This window comes from Nostoc sp. ChiVER01 (assembly GCF_034531155.1).
Taxonomy (GTDB): domain Bacteria; phylum Cyanobacteriota; class Cyanobacteriia; order Cyanobacteriales; family Nostocaceae; genus Nostoc.
The window spans coordinates 1-17,184 of sequence record NZ_JAVRBS010000038.1; the positions used below are offsets into that span (position 1 = coordinate 1).

The following is a 17,184-nucleotide window of genomic DNA, read 5'->3' on the forward strand; positions in this document are numbered from 1 at the left end:
TACTCTTCAGTTTTATTGGGCAATAAAAATTGTGTAAATATTCCAGTTTTATGTAAAAGTGGAACTTTGTAAGCCTTATCAGTAGCTAATTACAGCAATTCTACTTATTCGAAAATTAAAAATATACTACTTTAACCTCTTTACGCGGTTAAACTGGAACTTTTAGTTAAAAGTTAGTTTTTAAAAATTAGTAATAACCGATAGATAATTTTTGTTAAGAGACGAAAATTAAGTTTTGTCACACAGTGTGCAAGCAGCTATCGTAACTTAGAGCTTTTGAGAATCCAAAATCCAAGATTGTATATCATCCCTAGTTCCCAAGCAATCCCTAGATATAGATTGATTTTCATTAATCCTAAACCTACAAAAAATCCAATCAACAGCCCAAGTAATTCATATTTCATAGTTGTAATCATTGCAAAATTAAGTTTTGTCACCTGGCAGGGTGTAGAGATCATTTTTCAAATGCGATCGCACTTGTTTAAAGTATTCTGCTACCTCATCAAAACTAGAGTTGACTTCCTCAAAATCTAACGGGCTACCTTTGACATCACACTCTAAATCTTCAACCGCCTCTCGAAGACCAACTACTGAACGCTGTAATTTGACCAACATCGTCTCAAAGCTTGACTGAGGAATTGCTAGCTCATGAGCAATAGCAAAGAATCCCTCACAGTAAACACTTCCCTTACGAAAAAAGATGCGTTCACCCCAACGGATTACACCTGGCATCTGGGTTGGCACTCGGACACTGGCAACAAATTGTCCAGTTCTCACCTCTAGGCGAACGATTGTATGGTCATCTGGTTGATCTGCCAAACCAAAATCAGTTTCTTTGTAATGGTTGTCTTGTGGATCAGTGTTGGCAGGAAGAAATACCCGATTATCCCAAACGATAATTTCTGGTTTCGTTACGAAGGGTAAGATTCCCAAAGTTTTAGGCGGATCTAAATCAAGTATTACAGGGATAGCAGGGATGTAAGAAGTTTCCATAATTTACAAGTGAAGCTTTTTTAATCCATAAATCTATTAACAGATAAACCGCATATATACCGAATTATTTATCTGTGAATTTTTATCAACATTTCTCAAAAAGGCGATCGCACCACAGGCAGCCACCTTTTTGAAAGTTGTTCAATGGCTATTGAATAAGCTAATCCCTATTGAAAATGCACTAGTTAGGCTGTCTAAAAGTCGTTGAATTTCTTGATCGGACTTGTCCTCGACTTGATTTTCGTTGGTCAATAGCTTTGGTTCAGGATGATTTTTTGCGACATCATTGATCGACACATAATCAGGCAAGACCATAGTTGAAGTAAGCATAATCTCTGAAAGTTGGGGGATTTCACTATACTTCTGGCTTTATTGAAAAATAGCCACAGCAATATTACTGACAAAGCCTTGCTAGCCGAATAAGCTGGACAAGGTTGATACCACCTGCTTTATTTCATTGGATAGTGCGATCGCAGTACTTGGGCCGCGATCGCATTTTTCATGGGCAGCTAAACTTTCCTCAGTTGATGAGGGAAATAGGCTCTTGCAAGTCGTTTTTTGCGATCGTCGGATTTCAACCAGACGCCATCGGATCTAATGGTGGTAATGGTGGCAAAGGTTTCTTTGTTCTTGCCCTCCAGGATTACTACTTTGTCACCGACTATTAAATCGCTCTTGGGGGATTGCTCACAGCATTGCAAATCAGTGAAGGGTAAGCTAAGTCGTCCTCGTCCGGGAACCTGGCAACTGACCTCAGAGAAATCATCAAAGGTTTGAAATGCTTTTACCTCTCGGTTGAACATCTTACTCCAGTAGCTAGCTTTCTCCTGAATCAAAGGCAAGACGATCGGCGATTGGTCATGTGTCTGTTTTGACAGAGTTTTCTCAGCATTTTTTGATTCAGAGGTTAAGGAATGATTAACCTCAACTGTTAAGGAATGTGACAACTGATCAACGGTTGGGTCAATTTTTGGCTCAGAAGTGATCAATTGATCAGAAGTGATCAGATCAGGTTGATCAGTTTTATTCGTTGCTATGACAGGGTTAGAGGTCGATGTGATCAACTGATCAAACTGATCAACAATTTTTTCAGTCTTTACAATTGAAATTTTTAAATTTTCATTGATCACTTGATCACATCGCCCGGAATCCTCACCCTGTAAGGCGTTAAATATGATCAACGGTTGATCACTTCTTTGATCAGGTTGATCAGTTGTGCTTGTTTTTACTCTTGCACCACAGTAGTAAACTAAAGCACGGTTATCACGTAAGCTTCTACCTACTCTTACTAGTCCCTCGTTGACACCTCTTTTTAAATCTCGCCGAACAGTATCCCGATTGAGATTAAGCTCCTCGGCAAGTTCTTGAGCTTCAAAGGGGATACCTTTATGCTGCTTTAGGTATTTGATGCAGCGAGACATAATATTCGTGCTTTGGCTATCCGTTCCGTGAGCGATCGCGCCGTCCTCTAATCGCCCGGTGAACTTCCAGCCCCATGTGTCATCGTCGTACATGAATTTGTATGCGCCTGGCCCACGGCTTCTGCTTTTTTCAATGGTCAGTGCGTTGAATTCTTCAATCTCATTGCGTTGCCGGGTCAGTTTCCACAGCTCATCACAGGAGAATTTAATTGCCCTAGTGCCACGGATCTCCCCGTTAGAGTTGCAGTGGTGGATAAGGAGGAATGTGCAGTTAAATTCTTGCGCTAAATGTCTCAGCCGAACGATGGGTCGGGCGTATTCAGTATCGTTCTCGCTGTAAATTGAACTGGTTGAAACTGACATCAGCGAGTCAATGATGACCAACTGCGGTTGATTCTGCTTGAGCATCTGTTTGAGTTTCCCAAATTCGCCAACTGTCCATTCTTCACAGATGGACAACCTGTCCGAAGTTAGCTCGTCCTCAAAGAAATCTTGCATTTCTAATAGCTTGCTAGTATTTCTGGCCCCTTGGTCTGTTTCAATTAGCAAGACTTTCATCGGTTCAATTTCTGCGCCGTCATAGGTGAAGCGACCGCCAGAGCAGGCGTACTTAGCAAGGGTGAAAGCGAATCGAGTCTTACCTACACCACCGTCACCATAAGCGACTACTACCGATTCAGTGGGGACTAAGCCAGGGACTACCCAATCCTGTTCTCTGTTACCGTACTTAGCAAAGTATTCTCTAGCTGTATAAAGTTGAGTTTTTGATTGACTATCAAGCCATTTAGCATGGAAGTCTAACAATTCTTTTTTGCTACTAAACTTCCATTTCTTAGCCAACTTTCTCATGAGCCAGTCTCGCTGGGCTGCATTTTCAATTTCTTCAATATCTTCTAGTTCTTTACAAAGCCGCTCGAAGGCTATGTCATCAATTTTTTGCCAGTATCCAGTACCTTTGGCGTTTCTTAATTGAGTAAGCTTGAGCATTTTTTGCTCAATATTCTCTAAAATCCATGACAAAGGTTTCTCTGTTTCATGGGCTTTCTGATCTAGCTCTGTGCTTAAACTTACTAACTGTCTTCTGATATGTTTTTCTACTAACATTTCAGCGTAATGATCCGCGTTAGCAGCAGAAACACAGTTCTCAACAAGCATTGCTAGGGTATTGCTTCCGCCAACTTCTTTGTATAATTTCTTGTCTAATAACCAGTTACTAACTGTTAGTGTATCTACTCTTTGTTGCTGTTTATACAAACTGATAGCAGCTTGATAAATCTTCTGGTGAGATTGCACCGTAAAAGCTTCTATTGGTAAGGTATCAGCTACATTGCAAATTACTTGTGAATCAAGTAGAATAGCTCCTAGAAGCGCAATTTCAACATTAACATTGCTAGGTGGAAGTGTGGGAGGCGCAAAAGTATTTATCATATTTTAAATTTGCTATGAGGGGTGATTCAGGTAATCACTCTTTTTTTTTGAGTGTCTGTTTTTTCTACTATTAAAAAGGGTCGATCGCAATCTCAAGACAATCATCAATCCACTGGCTAATGTCGCTAACGGTAGAAAGTGAATTAGCTGATTGCCGCAGCGCTGCTAGCTCATTGGGAAATCCCCCTGAAGCATCCCAGCAAGGGGCATTGATGTAATGCTGACAATATTCAGCTAATAGGCTGATCTCGTCGGCGGTGAGTTGTGGGGAAGTCGAGCTAAAGTATTTAAAAACTACACGGGGCAATTCTCCTGGTACTTCATCCTGCCAATAAAGGGGCAAGCCTAGTGGTGGGCGGTAAAAATTGGGTATTCGCTTGCGCTGGTAGATGGTTACTTCGATTTCGTCACTCATTGGCGAGACTCCTCAAAGCTTGACATTCGGCTTTTATCCCATCAATGAGTTCTGAGTCTGTTCCAAGCAATGCGGGTAAGGAATCCAGAATTGCTGATGCCATAGTTATTGCCTGATGGCGTTCGAGTTTTGGATCTAGGGTGGAGATGTAATCCACGAAGCGATGCAGGCTGTAGCAGGCTAGTCTCGTGGCTTCATTAAGCTCTGGATCGGCGATCGCAATCTTGTCTCCATAGACCACGATCGCAGCTTTTATCTGTTCTTCCGGTGTACTCATTGGTTATTCGGTGTTGGGCATTGGGCATTGGGAAAGATTAGGGAAGGCGGATCGAGTTGGCGCTTGATCCGCCATGTCGTTTACCGAAAGAGAAAATCGAAATGAGTGGTTTGTATTTAGACAATGATGATGTTGTCTGTTTTGGCGGAGAGGGTTACAGCTTTTCAAAAGCACCGACGGCAACAGTCAGTGAAATGAAAAGTTCATTACTGAGTAGTTGGCTAGCAGGACATCTGTCCGGCTGGATTAGTAGCGGAATAGCTTGTCGAGTTTTATTGGCACATGGCGGGGGATGGCAAGCTGGGAAAATTCGATTTCGGATGGAGTTTATCCCAGACAAGCCAAAAGTCCCTCAGCAAAACCCTTCTACACTTGCCAGTAACCCAGAATCGTCGTTAGATGATCTCCGATCGCAACTCAACCCAGAATAATCACAGATACGTCGCCTGCTACAGAAAGTAGGCGACATATCCATGAAAAAGCCGTCCTTACTAGAGCAGGAAGGACGGCTTTATTCATTGTGTTTGTTATTTCCGTTAGGCGACTCTAACTTCTGTGAGTTGGATACCAAATCATAAATTTCTTTCTCAAGTTCTTGAATAGCGGCTTTAAAGTTTTCCTCTTCATCCTTGGTTTCATCTAACTTGGATTCTAATTGCTGTTCAAGTTTTTTGAGATGAGATAGATATCTACCTTCGATCAATTTGAGCCGCTCTAGGATTTTCCCAGGAGGATTATCTCTGTATTTGTTTGTTGGCCCAAGGGGATCTTCCTTTGAGCTATTAGCCTGATGAGATCCGAGCGATTCAGCCCCATAGCTTCGGCTTGAAGCCTGAATTCCTCCCAGTCCTTCTCGCTGATCCAAAACGTTGCTCGCATTGAGTCTTCTGCTAGTTTCTTGGGTCTGGCCATTCGTGTATACCACAACAACACCCTCATTTTATTGTATGAACGAAACTTTTTTGTATGAATAGAACGCTTGACAGGTTTCATTCGTACATTATACTAGCATTAGTTATATCTGTACAAAACTAAGATATACCACCCAAAATCAAAGTTGTATCTGAACAAAAGTGAGATATATCAACCCCAAACCAGGCAGAGATAGCAGCCTGCCGGCACTGAGCGAACGCCAAAGACCTGCTAGGGGAAACTTAACCGCCAACAACTTCCCAGGAACTAACCAACATGACAATTACGGTTCAACAATTGATTGAAAAACTACAAGGATTCCCGGCTAACTCGGAGATAGCGTTTGAAGACCTTGTTAGCGATCAAGAATTTTTTCTTATCAGCCTTAGCTCTGGTGACAACAGGGTAACTATCGTCATTAGCGACGAACCAGAAGAGGAAGGCGAAGAGGAGTAAAGCCGGATAGGCAACTGCATTCACCCGTAAGTCGTAGCGTCGCAGGGTTAGCGGTGAAACTCACAAAAATCTATTAGGGGATAAAGAACATGAAACTTACAGTTCAAGAGTTGATTGAACAACTGCAAGCCTTTCCGGCTCACTTGGTGGTAAACATCGAGGCTGCTGCGGATGGTCAGGAATTATCCATCGTTAACGTTGTCGCTGAGGGCAACATGCTTACCATCGTCACCAGAAGTCAAGAGGAGGAAGAGGAGTAAAGCCAGATAGCAACTGCATTCACCCGTAAGTCGTAGCGTCGCGGGGTTAGCGGTTCCAAGTAAAAAGGCGATGCCCTCTACAAAGCGATCGCCTTTATCAGTGCAAATGGAATTATTACGTAAGGAGATTGTACCAATAACTAAGTCGTTAGGTTATTACACCGCAGCGCTTAATGAAAAAAACGCCCAAATCCTTGCTGTACAAGCGATTGACGACCAAAATCAACCCACTTTATTGAGCGACTATTAACGCACTATGACCGATCAACAGATTAGCGATAAACCCCTTAACGGGCAACGACCAAGCCCCATTAACAGCCGTAAAGGTAAGAAGAAGGAGTGGAAAGACTTAACTATTGACCCACTCTCGGAGGGGCATGAAAGCCATCAAGCCGACTATGTGGTGGGTAAAAACCCAATTACCTGGGCATTGCTCGAAGTCGGTCAACTATTCTCGCGTTCCAAAAGCGGGAAGAACTTACATGTCAAACTCAACGATGGCCGCGCCATCTGTTTAGATAGTCGGCGTCCCATTGAATTTAAGCCATCAATCCGCAACTCTACACAGGTTTGGGTTGTGACTAATTTCAACTCGACTAGTGCAAGTAAAGCCGATTTTTAAAGGCGATCGCCATCCGCACAGGTTCGCAATCGCCTATGAGATTAGTCTCCACCGCAATGAAAACTAAACATCACTCTGTATTATATGACCGAACAACCAAATCCCAGTAATCAAATTCACCAGGTAGGCTTTCCAGAGGGACAGCTACTAGGCAATGGTGCAACGGTGGAGGAGTGCGCCGAAATCTCAGCCGCCTACCTCCAAGGAAAGCCACTCCCCCCCAGTGATAACGAAGTTATCAACCGAATCAATGACCGGCTCACTGAAACAAGCGGTTACGGCAAGTACAGCGACTGGGGGAACAGCAATGACAGAGAATAATGCTCGTAGCCCTTGGTTAGAAGCTGCAAAAGCGATGGCCGAGGATTTAAAAACCCAACCGCCAGAAGTGCAGATAGAGATTCGGCGATTAAGCAGGAAAACTTACCCCGAAACCTGGAGAGCCATACGAGAGAAGGAGGGGGAGCAGAAGTGAATCAAATAAGTATCCTTATTTGCATCATTGGCGCTGTAATCATTGCGATCATTGCACTTTGCAAGCAGGAGGGCAATCGCCCTTTCTACCTCAAAATCGAGGTGCAGTATGGCAGATGAGCAAAAAATTGTCGTCGAGGTTCCAAGCAGTAATGGCTATTTCCCGGTAGCTAGTACAGCCGAACTATCTAGGTTGGAGCGATTCAAAAAAGGATGGAGAGACGCGATCGCACTCCCTGACAATCTGCCAGACTTGGCTTATACCCTTGCTTCTAGCGTGGCGATTCCTGCTTTGTTGACTAGCTGCTGGGTAAGTATACCCATACCTGGATTTATCCGCCTGGGGATGTTGGGAGTTTTAGCGATCGCTGGAATTTTCACAATTTACTTACGGCAAGCTGTACCGGAGGTCAAAGATATTCTGCTGTTACGGGTTGGATTGGTCGCTGTGGGGGTGCTGCTAGGAATATGAGCAGTGATTTACACCCATCCCAGTTACACCAACACTTGCAGATGTACACAATAGCCAAGTGGTCATTCTGGGGTAGTCTAGCCGTCAGCTGTGGCTTATTATTTTTGGGTGCGACTCAAAAACCAGAGTCTAAACCGTGGATACTGGGCGCGTCTGTTGGCGTTCTTGAAGTCGGTCGCAGACATCGCCAAACAGCCAAGTTACTCCAAGAATCACTTGGTGATATCGACACTGCATCACGGGCGAATTTTAAAGCGTGGGCCCGTGCCAACACTCAACCGACAGCACAGTTAGCTGTTACCGTTGGGGCATTGGATGCCAACTGGAAACCCGAAAACCTGATTACAGACCCAGTTGAATACATCCAGAAAAAACAAAAACACGTTGCTTTGGTCGGTGGCACGGGTGACGGGAAGTCAACCTTTACCCAGTACCTATCCTCTAAGATTGGCGGTCGCGTTATCGTCTACGACAGCGACGCAAAACCGGATGATTGGTCATGGATTGATCAAGCTGATGTCATTGGCAGAAAAGGGAATTTCAAAGCCATCGACACCGCAATGGGTAAAGACTTAGAAATCCTTGAAGACCTAGTTCAGCTTAGGGGTGAAGGGGGAGATAACGCGATTGTCGGTCGGGAACGATTCATGATTGCTGAAGAATTCCCCATTTTGGTGGATGAATGCGACAATTCCACCCCCTGGATAAAACGGCACGCTAAACGGGGCAGGCGATACAAACAATTCATTTGTGCCATTGCTCAAAACGACACGGCCGAAAATTACGGATTGCAAGGTGACAAAGACACCCTTTACAGCTGCTTTGTCCTGGTGCGCCTGGGGCAGTTTGGGCGGGACTACGCCAGGACTAAACTTAAAGATCCTCAGTTAGAGCAGTGGCTAAAAGCCGGTGGCAAGAGGCGGTTTATGGTCGATGACTGCCCTTGTGAGCTTGACCTTAGCAACTGGGGAACCACTGCTCAAGCACCTGTGCAAATCTCCGGCGGGGGAAATGACGAGGCGCAATCTCAACCATCAGCCATGAATGAGTATGAGCAATTTATCCTTGACTGGGGTCAACAGCACCCAGGTCAGGTTTTAAAAGCCAGAATACTCTCCCAAGCAACCACCCTATTCGATGGTATGCAACCAGACGAGGTGCGGATCATCTTCGTTTCTATGGCTGACAGGGGACTGGGGGAAGTCGAAGGAAATGGCGATCGCTTGGGCTGGAGGTGGTCAAAGTAATGCCTACAGTTTGCCTACAGTCCGTCTACAGGCTGTAGGCAACGCTTTAGGGGTCAATTACAGCTTAAATAGGCAGTACTTGGGTGAAAGTGCGTAGGCGAAGCCCGTCGTAGACATCGCTCACCACCTCGCCGCTAATCAATCAAGAGTTCGTCTACACCGTCTACATTTTTTTAGCCCCAAATTTTCGGCTGTAGACAGCGTAAATAGCCCCCAGAGAGGATTATAGCGATTGTAGACAAAGTTTTAAAAGTCCAAAAATTTGATTTTTTCAAAAAAAATGAGCATTAAACCTGTCGAATTAGATTTTTGTTGTCCAGAGTGCAATTGCAGCCAGTGGCAGTATGACAAAGATAGCGGGGTTTATTGCTGTGGGCGATGCGATTATGTTGTGGCGTTTGATGAAGATGACCCAGATTACGAAGAAGAAGCGCTAGACCTGGGGACGTGCTGCGGCTGCGGTTGCACTGGAGAAACAGTACGAAATCTCATCATGTTGCAAAAGAAAGCTCCCGTACCTGGTACTGGCTGGGGTTGTGTGATCTGTGGCTTGCCGAGCGATGGCGCTGTCGCTGTTGTCTGCGATGATTGCTTGGCGCGGCTAGAGAAACAAGCTGATGTCATCAAAGAAGTTATGTACGGATATCCAACCGACAAAAAACGGTATTCACTAGCCGCGCTAGGCGAAGATTTTGACCACAAAAACATACCCCACGGCTAACGGAATGAGGGGTAGCTACTAGTTATGGCTGTAACCGTCGATTCCAATACGCAAAAATTGAATATTCGCTTTAGGGTTAATGGTTTTAGTAAGCAATTTTATATCTCTACCGGGCTTAAAAATTCACCCAAAAATAGAACTATTGCAGATTCTCGATGGGAAGAAATTCAGCGAGATATTGCGCTGGGGCGTTTCGATCCAACACTGAAATCATATAAGTTTGGAAGTCATCAAAACGTTGCACTTCCAGTAGAAAGAGAACCCTTATGTAAGCTATGGGATAAATTCTTAGTTTTCCAATCTCAACATTTAGAGCTTTCAACACTAGAAAGTGATTACAAGCAAATAACTAAAATCGTTACCGAGCTTTCAAGTAAGCCAATTAAAGATGCTCCAACAATTAGAGATTGGCTGCTAGCTAAATATAGCTACCATACAGCACACAAATCACTTGCAGCTTTTTCTAGATGCTGTAAGTGGGGTATCGATTCAGGCTTGATTAATTTTAATCCTTTTGAAAAAATGCAGTTACCCAAGCCCAAGAATCCCAGCAATGAAAACGAGGAGAAGGCTTACACCTTAGAACAAAGGGATCTGATCATCTCGGCTTTTGAATCTCACCCTAAATTTTCACATTACAGTAGCCTAGTTAAGTTTTTATTCTGGACTGGATGCCGACCTGGAGAAGCCTTTTCCCTGACGTGGGGCGATGTCAGCCACGAATGCACTCGGATCTCTATTACAAAGGCTTATGCATCTCGCGTCCAGTTGCTCAAAGGAACCAAAAACAACAGAAGACGGGTTTTCCCTTGTGGGAAGGGATCTAAACTGCAATCCCTGCTTGCAGAGATTCAACCGGACTCTCCAGACCCAAGTGAACTGATTTTTCAAAGTAGGGCAGGGCAGAGAGTGAATTTAAACATTTTAGATAAATGTTGGAGGGGACACGAGACTAAGGGCTATCGTTACAACGGCGTAGTCACAGAACTGGCTAACCAAGGTATAATTCCTTATTTAAAGGCTTACAGTACTCGGCATACCTTCGCAACTTGGGCGATCGCTTCTGGGGCATCGCCGGAAAAGGTGGCTTACTGGATTGGCGATAACATCCAAACAGTTTTGAGATACTATTGTCACCCAGATGTTACTAAGTCCGAATGTCCAGATTTTTAAGCTACTCACTTGCTACTCACAATCAACCTAAAAATTCTTGTAATCTAATTAGGAAGTAATTCTCATGCAGTTACAACCGAAACAAGTTAATACAAACAAGCAACGCCTTGAATGCGTGATTTGTCATTATCACATCGATCCAAATGATAAATCTGCATTTTTTACGTTCCCTTGTAATGTTAGAGCCTTTACAGGCGAAAAGTTCAAGGTTTGGAGATGTCCGCACTGCAAGACGATTCATTGTCTAGATGCAGTAGATCTTGACCATTACTATACAAAATACTGAAATCCTCGAATTTTTAGGCACTAGTCAGGGATGGGAGCTTGTAGATTTCTATGAGCGCAGATATGGCGATACACGGAGGTTCGGTTTTAATGTTCGAGCTTGGAACGCTTACGTAAGTCTCTTTGATGGCTCATTGGAAGTTCTTCTTGAGCCGCTCCAAATAGCGAAAGCATTGACCTCTTATAAATTTCTTTTTTACGCTATTTTCGGCTATTGGCTAAGTCTTCATTGTGGGATGGCTATCATGTTCCGCAAAGGCGTTTAATCAAGCGTAGGCGCCTACGGTCTTTTATAGTCCAAGCTAAAATACCTGGAAAAATACTTTAACTGAGCGATCGCGTCCAGAAAAACCACGTAAACTAAAGGTCAGGACAGAGGCATTTTTGATTGCTACCACTTGCAGCCAACCACCAAAAGGATACCAACGCTGGAGATTACAATTGGTTAGTTAGACTAGAAATGGTAGACAGCATAAGTGCCGATACAGTAGCATGTGGGTAGTTAAATTATTTGAACCTAGCGGTAGAGCTAACATACCTGAAAAGCCAAAATTCACAGCAACATTATGCTTAATTTCTACAGTGCCTAAATTCTAGTCTAGATAAAGAGTACTTAAAACCTTTGATTTTTAGGTACTCTATCTAGGGCTTTATTTTATATGCGGTTTACTAAATGCCAGCTAGAAAAAGTTGCCAGCTCTTTCCATACACCTAATCAGCGTTAAATCACTTTGAGCTACTATTGCTGTTGAAATTTTGTCAGTTCAGGAGCTTTGTTAATAATGCGCTGGTAGGTGTAGTAAGCTAATCAGCATTTAAGTTGCATAAAATCAGGGCTGAAGCCCTTACTATGAGCGAACCATTCTAGAAAAATGAATGACAATTAGCTTATCAATACTTGTCAGATTTTGAGGAAAAGGGAAAGAAAAAACCCTCAAACTTACTCTAGATGAATTCCTAATTCACATTTTGTACTTCTTCAATTGGCAGAGACCGAATTAATTCCCGGATTACATCGGTTGCTGGTCTGCCAGTCTTTGAGCAGTATTTTTCCAGCTTCTCTGCTTCACTTGATGTGAGATTGATTGTAAGTCGTTTAGCAGCCCATTTCTTATTCATAATATTAGACAAGTTAGATTTCGCAACTACTTCTCTAATATCAATCACTTAATCTGCTACTGCATGGGTATCAATAATGACTTTTAATTTAAGAGATGATGAAGCAAACTAATATGTTTTTCTAAAAAATAGTGAAAATGTAAAGTTTATTTTAGAGTATGAAGTTTCAGTCTTCTAAAAAGAATAATTATTAAAGCAATATCAAGAAAGTATAAAACACTTTGAGACAAAATAGGTACTCTGATCAAGTAAGTTTTTACCGTTTCTTAAAAAAGCATCGCATTGGCAGCATTTTGATATACATCAGCAACCATTGCCACAACATGAGGTTGCGCGATTAAACTAGAGAACTACATTTTGGCCCTGGCAGCATTACCTGTCGTCGAGAAGAGTGAAAGCGATCGTCTTAACACTACACCCAACACCTACCCCCTACACTCTGCCCTGACTAGGTTTCATTTTTTCAAGCGTGCCATTCGATACAGGCACTTTGGTAGCCCAAATTGTCATTATCTCCTGGGTTTTGAGATTACGCTCCTGGTTCTTAAGAGCGATTACGTCGCTCGAATTACCCAAATCCATAAAGAGTTAGCCATTATACGCGAATACCAAAAATTCAGTGCTTTCATAGATGAACTCTGCCATCTTGCACATACCCATCTTTTGATGTGCTTGAAGTGATGGTTTGTTGTCTGCCTTAATGAACAGTATCCCCTCACGCTCTGGTAAAAAATCTTTCAATTTAGTGAACATTTTCGCAGCAATACCTTGCCCACGTATCGTTTCATCAACACAGATGGGGCCATATAAGTAAGCATCTTTTGTACCAGCGTAGGCTTGTAACATTACCGTTATAATTGGTAAATTAGCAGTTGCCTTTGACCAACTGAGTAAGAATCCTACAACTTGTCCATCTTTGCGGGCTACAACGCTCGGCATTTTAGATATGGTCATCATCACTGCCTCTGGCTCAAGATGGCCTAACAACATACCACCATGTTCCGCGTCATTGGCTTGCGCCAACTTAAGAATTCCAGTAACATCGCTGAGGTTAGCACGGTCAATTACGATATCATTGCGACACATATTTGGTTGAAATAAGTGGGAGAAACACTCAAAATCAAAGAATTTTCTTTAATTTTATGAAAAACACACAGAGCAGAGTAAATCAGATATGTTGGGTGAATTAGCTTTTAACACTCATGTTTCCCTAGCCTGTACTGGGTCATTTGGTTCACCTAACACATCTATGATGCGTCCGTCTTTGAGATGAACTTTCAATCAGCACAGAGAATTGCAGAATTGACAAGTACTATCTACAATCTTATCTGGCTCTAGGGCAATCGCTTGTGTGGATGGGGTGCTGGTGAAGTGGAATAGACCTCTTGCAAAAATCCTTGAATCACCCCTGGAATTAAGGGGGGTCTATTCGACTTATGTAAGAGGTCTAATGAGTAGCGTTCGTCGTCGTCGTAGTTTAAGGGCTATGTTTGTAAAGGTTTGTAAAAATTTTAAGTTTTTGCGAAAAATTTGAGTTTGAGAATGAAATTTTATTAGGTAATTGACTGTTAACAATATTTCTAATATTGATGGCTTAATTCGTACTAATGGCACACCTAACGTGTTTTTTGTAAATCCCAATGGTATCGTTTTTGGTTCTAATGACAGTTTAAATGCCAGTGGTTAATTTGTAGCAACCACTACCTTTAATAAACCACTTGTATAAAGCAAAGTACCCAACAAAACAATGATAACTGGCTTTACCCAACTCAAACCCCAGTTCGTAACTCATTTAGGATTGCTATCTCAAAAGTTTTATTTAATTTATTTGACTTGTGTGAATATTAATCAGCCGCTTCAGTACATTCTCAAACTATGCCTTTTGGCAACAATTGTTAACAGTCTAGCTGTCAATGTTGTTGCTGCTGAAGTACAAACTTTTGGACAAGCTGGTAGAAATGGTGTAAATGGTCGGTCTGGACGAGATGGGAACTCTGTATCAGACCAAATAATTCGCGCTAGCGAACAACTACAACCGATTGATCTTTCAGGTACAGATGGTGAAGCGGGAGAATCTGCTACCTCTGGTGAACAAGCTTCTGGATGCCAACAGCCGCAGGATGTAACAGTGAATGTATGCGGTGCTAAAGGCGGCAATGGTGGTAATGGTGGTAATGGCGGTAATGGCGGTCATGGCGGTAATGCTACTGTTTACTTTGAGTCATTATCTCAACTTAAGAATGTGGTGTTACGTAATCGGGGTGGGAGGGCGGGTGTTGGAGGAAAGGGCGGACAAGCAGGTAGTGGATGTAACTGTACTCAACCGCGCTGGACTGTAAACTATTGCACTTGGGCATTGATGGCGCAACAAATCAATGTAGCTAACGCCCAGTGGAGAGAAATTAACAGAGAATTATTTCGCTGTTCGGGTGATGCGTTCTATGACGAACAACAAAATCGACCCCAGCAGCTTCTAAATTTAGATCCAAACTACCGCTATGGCTGGAAATATATTGGTCTATCACAGCAGAGAAATTTTACTTGTGAGAATGGCCTTATTGGTCAACAGGGACGCAACGGTATAGATGGGGAACCTGGTAGTTACGGTCAAGTATTGTTGGTCAAGGGTACAGAAATTCCTCAAGAACAAATTAGTTATGGCAATCGCGTTAGCTTGTTAGTCGATCAAAGCATTGGGCTAATCAAGAAAAATTTATCGAAAAAAACGGGACTACGGAGTTTACTTGGTACTGGTTCGGATGTCCGAGATAGTTATCGTTTACTAGAAACCGTTCAAAGTTCTTTTAAAGTATCTTGGCAAACTGTTAAACGCCCAGAAGATTTAGGAGATCCTCCGCTCAAAGCTGAAATTACTGAATCGGGTAAATTGCAATTTTATATTCCAGGCACATTGGAATATAAACTCAATAATTTGCAAAACCCAACTGAAATTGTGATTACTGGAGGTATTCACCCTAAACGTTTAGGACGTTTTAAATTTAAAGGATTTGATCGCTTTCCCGATCCCCGCAATTTTACTCTTTTAGATGAAGGTAAGCTTCTAGGCGAGTTAAAAACAGTTAAATTGACAATTATTTTGTCTCAGAACAACTCCAAAGTGAGCCAGATGTCTTACCCACTTGTTCCATATCGACCCTATCCTCACTGGGCCGATGCTTATCAGATCAATTTGGGCGATCGCTTTGATTCTTGGCTTAAACCAGGGCAACCTGTTGAATATGAAATTAGCATTGAACAAACTACCCGTTCAGGAGTCACCTATACATCTGGAATGAAAATTGGCTTCGTTGTAGATAAAGCTTCTCATTCTCCCGATATTCAATACTACTCAGGAACGACACTAACTAATCTTTTAAGGCTTATAAATAAGTAGGCAGACAATACTTCTCGGTTAAGAACAAAAGCAAGGTAAAGTGATATCCCTCTAGGGCAAACGCATCTAAAGTATAAGAATCTTTTAATAGCAAGGGTTTTAGCCTTTTTTAATTTAGCCTATTTTTTCGTCAAGCTCCTTATCCAGCAGGGATCGCGGTACACAAGATCGCCAGCTACAAGGTCTGTGGGTGCGATACTTTGCGCGTCACAAAGTGCTAAGGGTGACTCTTGGATTGGTTCTACGTAGGTGTAGCCTGTCGTAGACATCGCTCGCCAAACATTGATGATGGCAAATCGTTGTTTTAGTAATGTATCAATATCATCATCATTTATAAAGCAATAAGACAAAGGTCAGACGTGTTAATTAGTACAGTTAAATAATTGAGTGGCAGGTATCTATGTCAGTTAAATGAAATATTACAGTTTATCGATCGTTTTAACGTAGTTGTTATATTATACAGTCTTCCTGAAAATATGTATTGATTTGAATATTCCTGTAGTCACAGCAAACCAAGCCACAATATGGAGTTTAGCAAGACGTGCTTCTATATGAATCTGCACTTCGTCCGAGAGGAAAACTGTTTGCTATTTAATCACAGAGCTTTTCATAGATTAAATCTTAGAAAGAGGAAATTTTATGTCAGACAAGTCTAATTTCCAAAACCCGCTTTTAGATGAAATACTAGCTCATTATGAGCGGGATTTGGAAGCTGAACGCTTATCAAAGCGTACAAATCCGATTGAAATTTTAATACGCAGCGTTAAGCAAGATGAATTATCAGCACTGCTAAACCTGTACAAACATCTGAATCCAATGGATGCTCCCTTACCTGACGCATCAACTCTTGAGAAAATATGGAACGAAATATTGAGCGATAGTAAGATTAGTTGCTTTGTAGCAACCTGGGAGGGAAACTTAATTGCCTCTTGTATTTTGACGATCATCCCTAATCTGACGCGAGGCGCTCGTCCCTATGGACTAATTGAGAATGTAATTACTCATCCCGATTATCGTCGCCAAGGTGTAGGAAAGCGCCTGATATATCATGCTTTACAATCTGCATGGAGTCATAATTGTTACAAAGTAATGCTCCTAAGTGGAAGTCAAACCAAGGAAGTACTCCAGTTTTACGAAAAAACTGGGTTTAAGAAGGGTATCAAAACTGGTTTTGTGGCTACACCAATATCTGACTAAGGTGGTGTTAAGCCTTTTCGTAGCTAAATATAGATAGTGCTTGACTTATGTTTTCACAAGATGTAATTTATCAATATTAGATAAAACATCGGTAAATTAATCGGTTTTTAGTACTTTAACCAAAAGGAATATCTTTGTTGTAAATTAACCTAAGTTTAGAGTTAACACTTTCTGCATAGTATCAAACCTTGAAAATTTTATTAAAATATGGATTTTTCCACAATAAATAATATGATGCGAAAAACATATTACCGAAAAATACAACGCAATGGGAGATTGTTCATCTAAAATCTAAAATGATATAAGTTGAAAAAATTA

23 protein-coding genes are annotated in these 17,184 nt (G+C 42.1%); 14 read left to right on the top strand and 9 right to left on the bottom strand.

Annotated elements, in window-relative coordinates; genetic code table 11:
- Nucleotides 1-257 precede the first annotated feature (257 nt).
- The 5 genes from RMY00_RS31975 to RMY00_RS31995 form a co-directional block, all read right to left on the bottom strand.
- Nucleotides 258-416: a hypothetical protein gene (locus RMY00_RS31975; RefSeq protein ID WP_322651387.1), complete on the bottom strand. Its 159-nt coding sequence runs from the start codon at nt 414-416 to the stop codon at nt 258-260.
- Between the two features lie 7 nt (nt 417-423).
- The gene (locus RMY00_RS31980) at nt 424-993 is read right to left on the bottom strand and encodes a hypothetical protein (RefSeq protein WP_322651388.1); all 570 of its coding nucleotides are present in this window, start codon (nt 991-993) and stop codon (nt 424-426) included.
- A 509-nt stretch (nt 994-1,502) separates the two neighbouring features.
- The gene (locus RMY00_RS31985) at nt 1,503-3,842 is read right to left on the bottom strand and encodes a DnaB-like helicase N-terminal domain-containing protein (RefSeq protein WP_322651389.1); all 2,340 of its coding nucleotides are present in this window, start codon (nt 3,840-3,842) and stop codon (nt 1,503-1,505) included.
- A 70-nt stretch (nt 3,843-3,912) separates the two neighbouring features.
- Entirely contained in the window at nt 3,913-4,257 is a 345-nt protein-coding gene (locus tag RMY00_RS31990) for a hypothetical protein (RefSeq protein ID WP_322651390.1), read from the bottom strand.
- Complete coding sequence (locus RMY00_RS31995) at nt 4,250-4,534, bottom strand: hypothetical protein (protein WP_322651391.1); 285 nt, start codon at nt 4,532-4,534, stop codon at nt 4,250-4,252. The genes RMY00_RS31990 and RMY00_RS31995 overlap by 8 nt, the downstream gene beginning before the upstream one ends.
- Before the next feature lie 56 nt (nt 4,535-4,590).
- Here RMY00_RS31995 and RMY00_RS32000 point away from each other — a divergent pair, with 56 nt between their 5' ends.
- Nucleotides 4,591-4,965, top strand: a complete 375-nt coding sequence (locus RMY00_RS32000; protein WP_322651392.1) for a KGK domain-containing protein — start codon at nt 4,591-4,593, stop codon at nt 4,963-4,965.
- A gap of 80 nt (nt 4,966-5,045) precedes the next feature.
- Here RMY00_RS32000 and RMY00_RS32005 read toward each other — a convergent pair whose 3' ends face one another.
- Nucleotides 5,046-5,459: a hypothetical protein gene (locus RMY00_RS32005; protein WP_322651393.1), complete on the bottom strand. Its 414-nt coding sequence runs from the start codon at nt 5,457-5,459 to the stop codon at nt 5,046-5,048.
- Nucleotides 5,460-5,722: 263 nt separating this feature from the next.
- Here RMY00_RS32005 and RMY00_RS32010 point away from each other — a divergent pair, with 263 nt between their 5' ends.
- The 10 genes from RMY00_RS32010 (at nt 5,723) to RMY00_RS32055 (ending at nt 10,871) form a co-directional block, all read left to right on the top strand.
- Nucleotides 5,723-5,902 (top strand): hypothetical protein, encoded by a 180-nt coding sequence (locus tag RMY00_RS32010; RefSeq protein WP_322651394.1) that lies wholly within the window; start codon nt 5,723-5,725, stop codon nt 5,900-5,902.
- An 89-nt stretch (nt 5,903-5,991) separates the two neighbouring features.
- Entirely contained in the window at nt 5,992-6,162 is a 171-nt protein-coding gene (locus tag RMY00_RS32015; protein WP_322651395.1) for a hypothetical protein, read from the top strand.
- A gap of 70 nt (nt 6,163-6,232) precedes the next feature.
- Nucleotides 6,233-6,412: a hypothetical protein gene (locus RMY00_RS32020; protein ID WP_322651396.1), complete on the top strand. Its 180-nt coding sequence runs from the start codon at nt 6,233-6,235 to the stop codon at nt 6,410-6,412.
- A gap of 6 nt (nt 6,413-6,418) precedes the next feature.
- Nucleotides 6,419-6,784, top strand: coding sequence for a hypothetical protein (locus RMY00_RS32025; protein ID WP_322651397.1), 366 nt, complete (start codon nt 6,419-6,421; stop codon nt 6,782-6,784).
- Nucleotides 6,785-6,868: 84 nt separating this feature from the next.
- Complete coding sequence (locus RMY00_RS32030; RefSeq protein WP_322651398.1) at nt 6,869-7,105, top strand: hypothetical protein; 237 nt, start codon at nt 6,869-6,871, stop codon at nt 7,103-7,105.
- Nucleotides 7,092-7,259 (top strand): hypothetical protein, encoded by a 168-nt coding sequence (locus RMY00_RS32035; protein ID WP_322651399.1) that lies wholly within the window; start codon nt 7,092-7,094, stop codon nt 7,257-7,259. The genes RMY00_RS32030 and RMY00_RS32035 overlap by 14 nt, the downstream gene beginning before the upstream one ends.
- Before the next feature lie 108 nt (nt 7,260-7,367).
- Nucleotides 7,368-7,730, top strand: coding sequence for a hypothetical protein (locus RMY00_RS32040; RefSeq protein WP_322651400.1), 363 nt, complete (start codon nt 7,368-7,370; stop codon nt 7,728-7,730).
- Nucleotides 7,727-8,977, top strand: coding sequence for a hypothetical protein (locus RMY00_RS32045; RefSeq protein WP_322651401.1), 1,251 nt, complete (start codon nt 7,727-7,729; stop codon nt 8,975-8,977). The genes RMY00_RS32040 and RMY00_RS32045 overlap by 4 nt, the downstream gene beginning before the upstream one ends.
- 280 nt (nt 8,978-9,257) lie before the next feature.
- Complete coding sequence (locus RMY00_RS32050; RefSeq protein ID WP_322651402.1) at nt 9,258-9,698, top strand: hypothetical protein; 441 nt, start codon at nt 9,258-9,260, stop codon at nt 9,696-9,698.
- Between the two features lie 24 nt (nt 9,699-9,722).
- Nucleotides 9,723-10,871 carry a tyrosine-type recombinase/integrase gene (locus RMY00_RS32055; RefSeq protein WP_322651403.1) on the top strand — a complete coding sequence of 383 codons (1,149 nt, stop codon included), beginning with the start codon at nt 9,723-9,725 and terminating at the stop codon, nt 10,869-10,871.
- Nucleotides 10,872-12,113: 1,242 nt separating this feature from the next.
- On the opposite strand, the gene RMY00_RS32060 is transcribed toward RMY00_RS32055, so the two are convergent.
- Entirely contained in the window at nt 12,114-12,275 is a 162-nt protein-coding gene (locus RMY00_RS32060; RefSeq protein ID WP_322651404.1) for a ribbon-helix-helix protein, CopG family, read from the bottom strand.
- A 588-nt stretch (nt 12,276-12,863) separates the two neighbouring features.
- The gene (locus tag RMY00_RS32065) at nt 12,864-13,361 is read right to left on the bottom strand and encodes a GNAT family N-acetyltransferase (protein ID WP_322651405.1); all 498 of its coding nucleotides are present in this window, start codon (nt 13,359-13,361) and stop codon (nt 12,864-12,866) included.
- 475 nt (nt 13,362-13,836) lie between these two features.
- On the opposite strand from RMY00_RS32065, the gene RMY00_RS32070 reads away from it, so the two are divergent.
- Nucleotides 13,837-13,962: a filamentous hemagglutinin N-terminal domain-containing protein gene (locus RMY00_RS32070; RefSeq protein WP_322651406.1), complete on the top strand. Its 126-nt coding sequence runs from the start codon at nt 13,837-13,839 to the stop codon at nt 13,960-13,962.
- Nucleotides 13,963-14,022: 60 nt separating this feature from the next.
- Nucleotides 14,023-15,669: a hypothetical protein gene (locus RMY00_RS32075; protein ID WP_322651407.1), complete on the top strand. Its 1,647-nt coding sequence runs from the start codon at nt 14,023-14,025 to the stop codon at nt 15,667-15,669.
- A 119-nt stretch (nt 15,670-15,788) separates the two neighbouring features.
- Here the strand turns inward: RMY00_RS32075 and RMY00_RS32080 are convergent, their stop codons facing one another.
- Nucleotides 15,789-16,019 (bottom strand): hypothetical protein, encoded by a 231-nt coding sequence (locus tag RMY00_RS32080; RefSeq protein WP_322651408.1) that lies wholly within the window; start codon nt 16,017-16,019, stop codon nt 15,789-15,791.
- A gap of 289 nt (nt 16,020-16,308) precedes the next feature.
- Here RMY00_RS32080 and RMY00_RS32085 point away from each other — a divergent pair, with 289 nt between their 5' ends.
- Nucleotides 16,309-16,866 carry a GNAT family N-acetyltransferase gene (locus RMY00_RS32085; protein ID WP_322651409.1) on the top strand — a complete coding sequence of 186 codons (558 nt, stop codon included), beginning with the start codon at nt 16,309-16,311 and terminating at the stop codon, nt 16,864-16,866.
- Nucleotides 16,867-17,184: the final 318 nt, after the last annotated feature.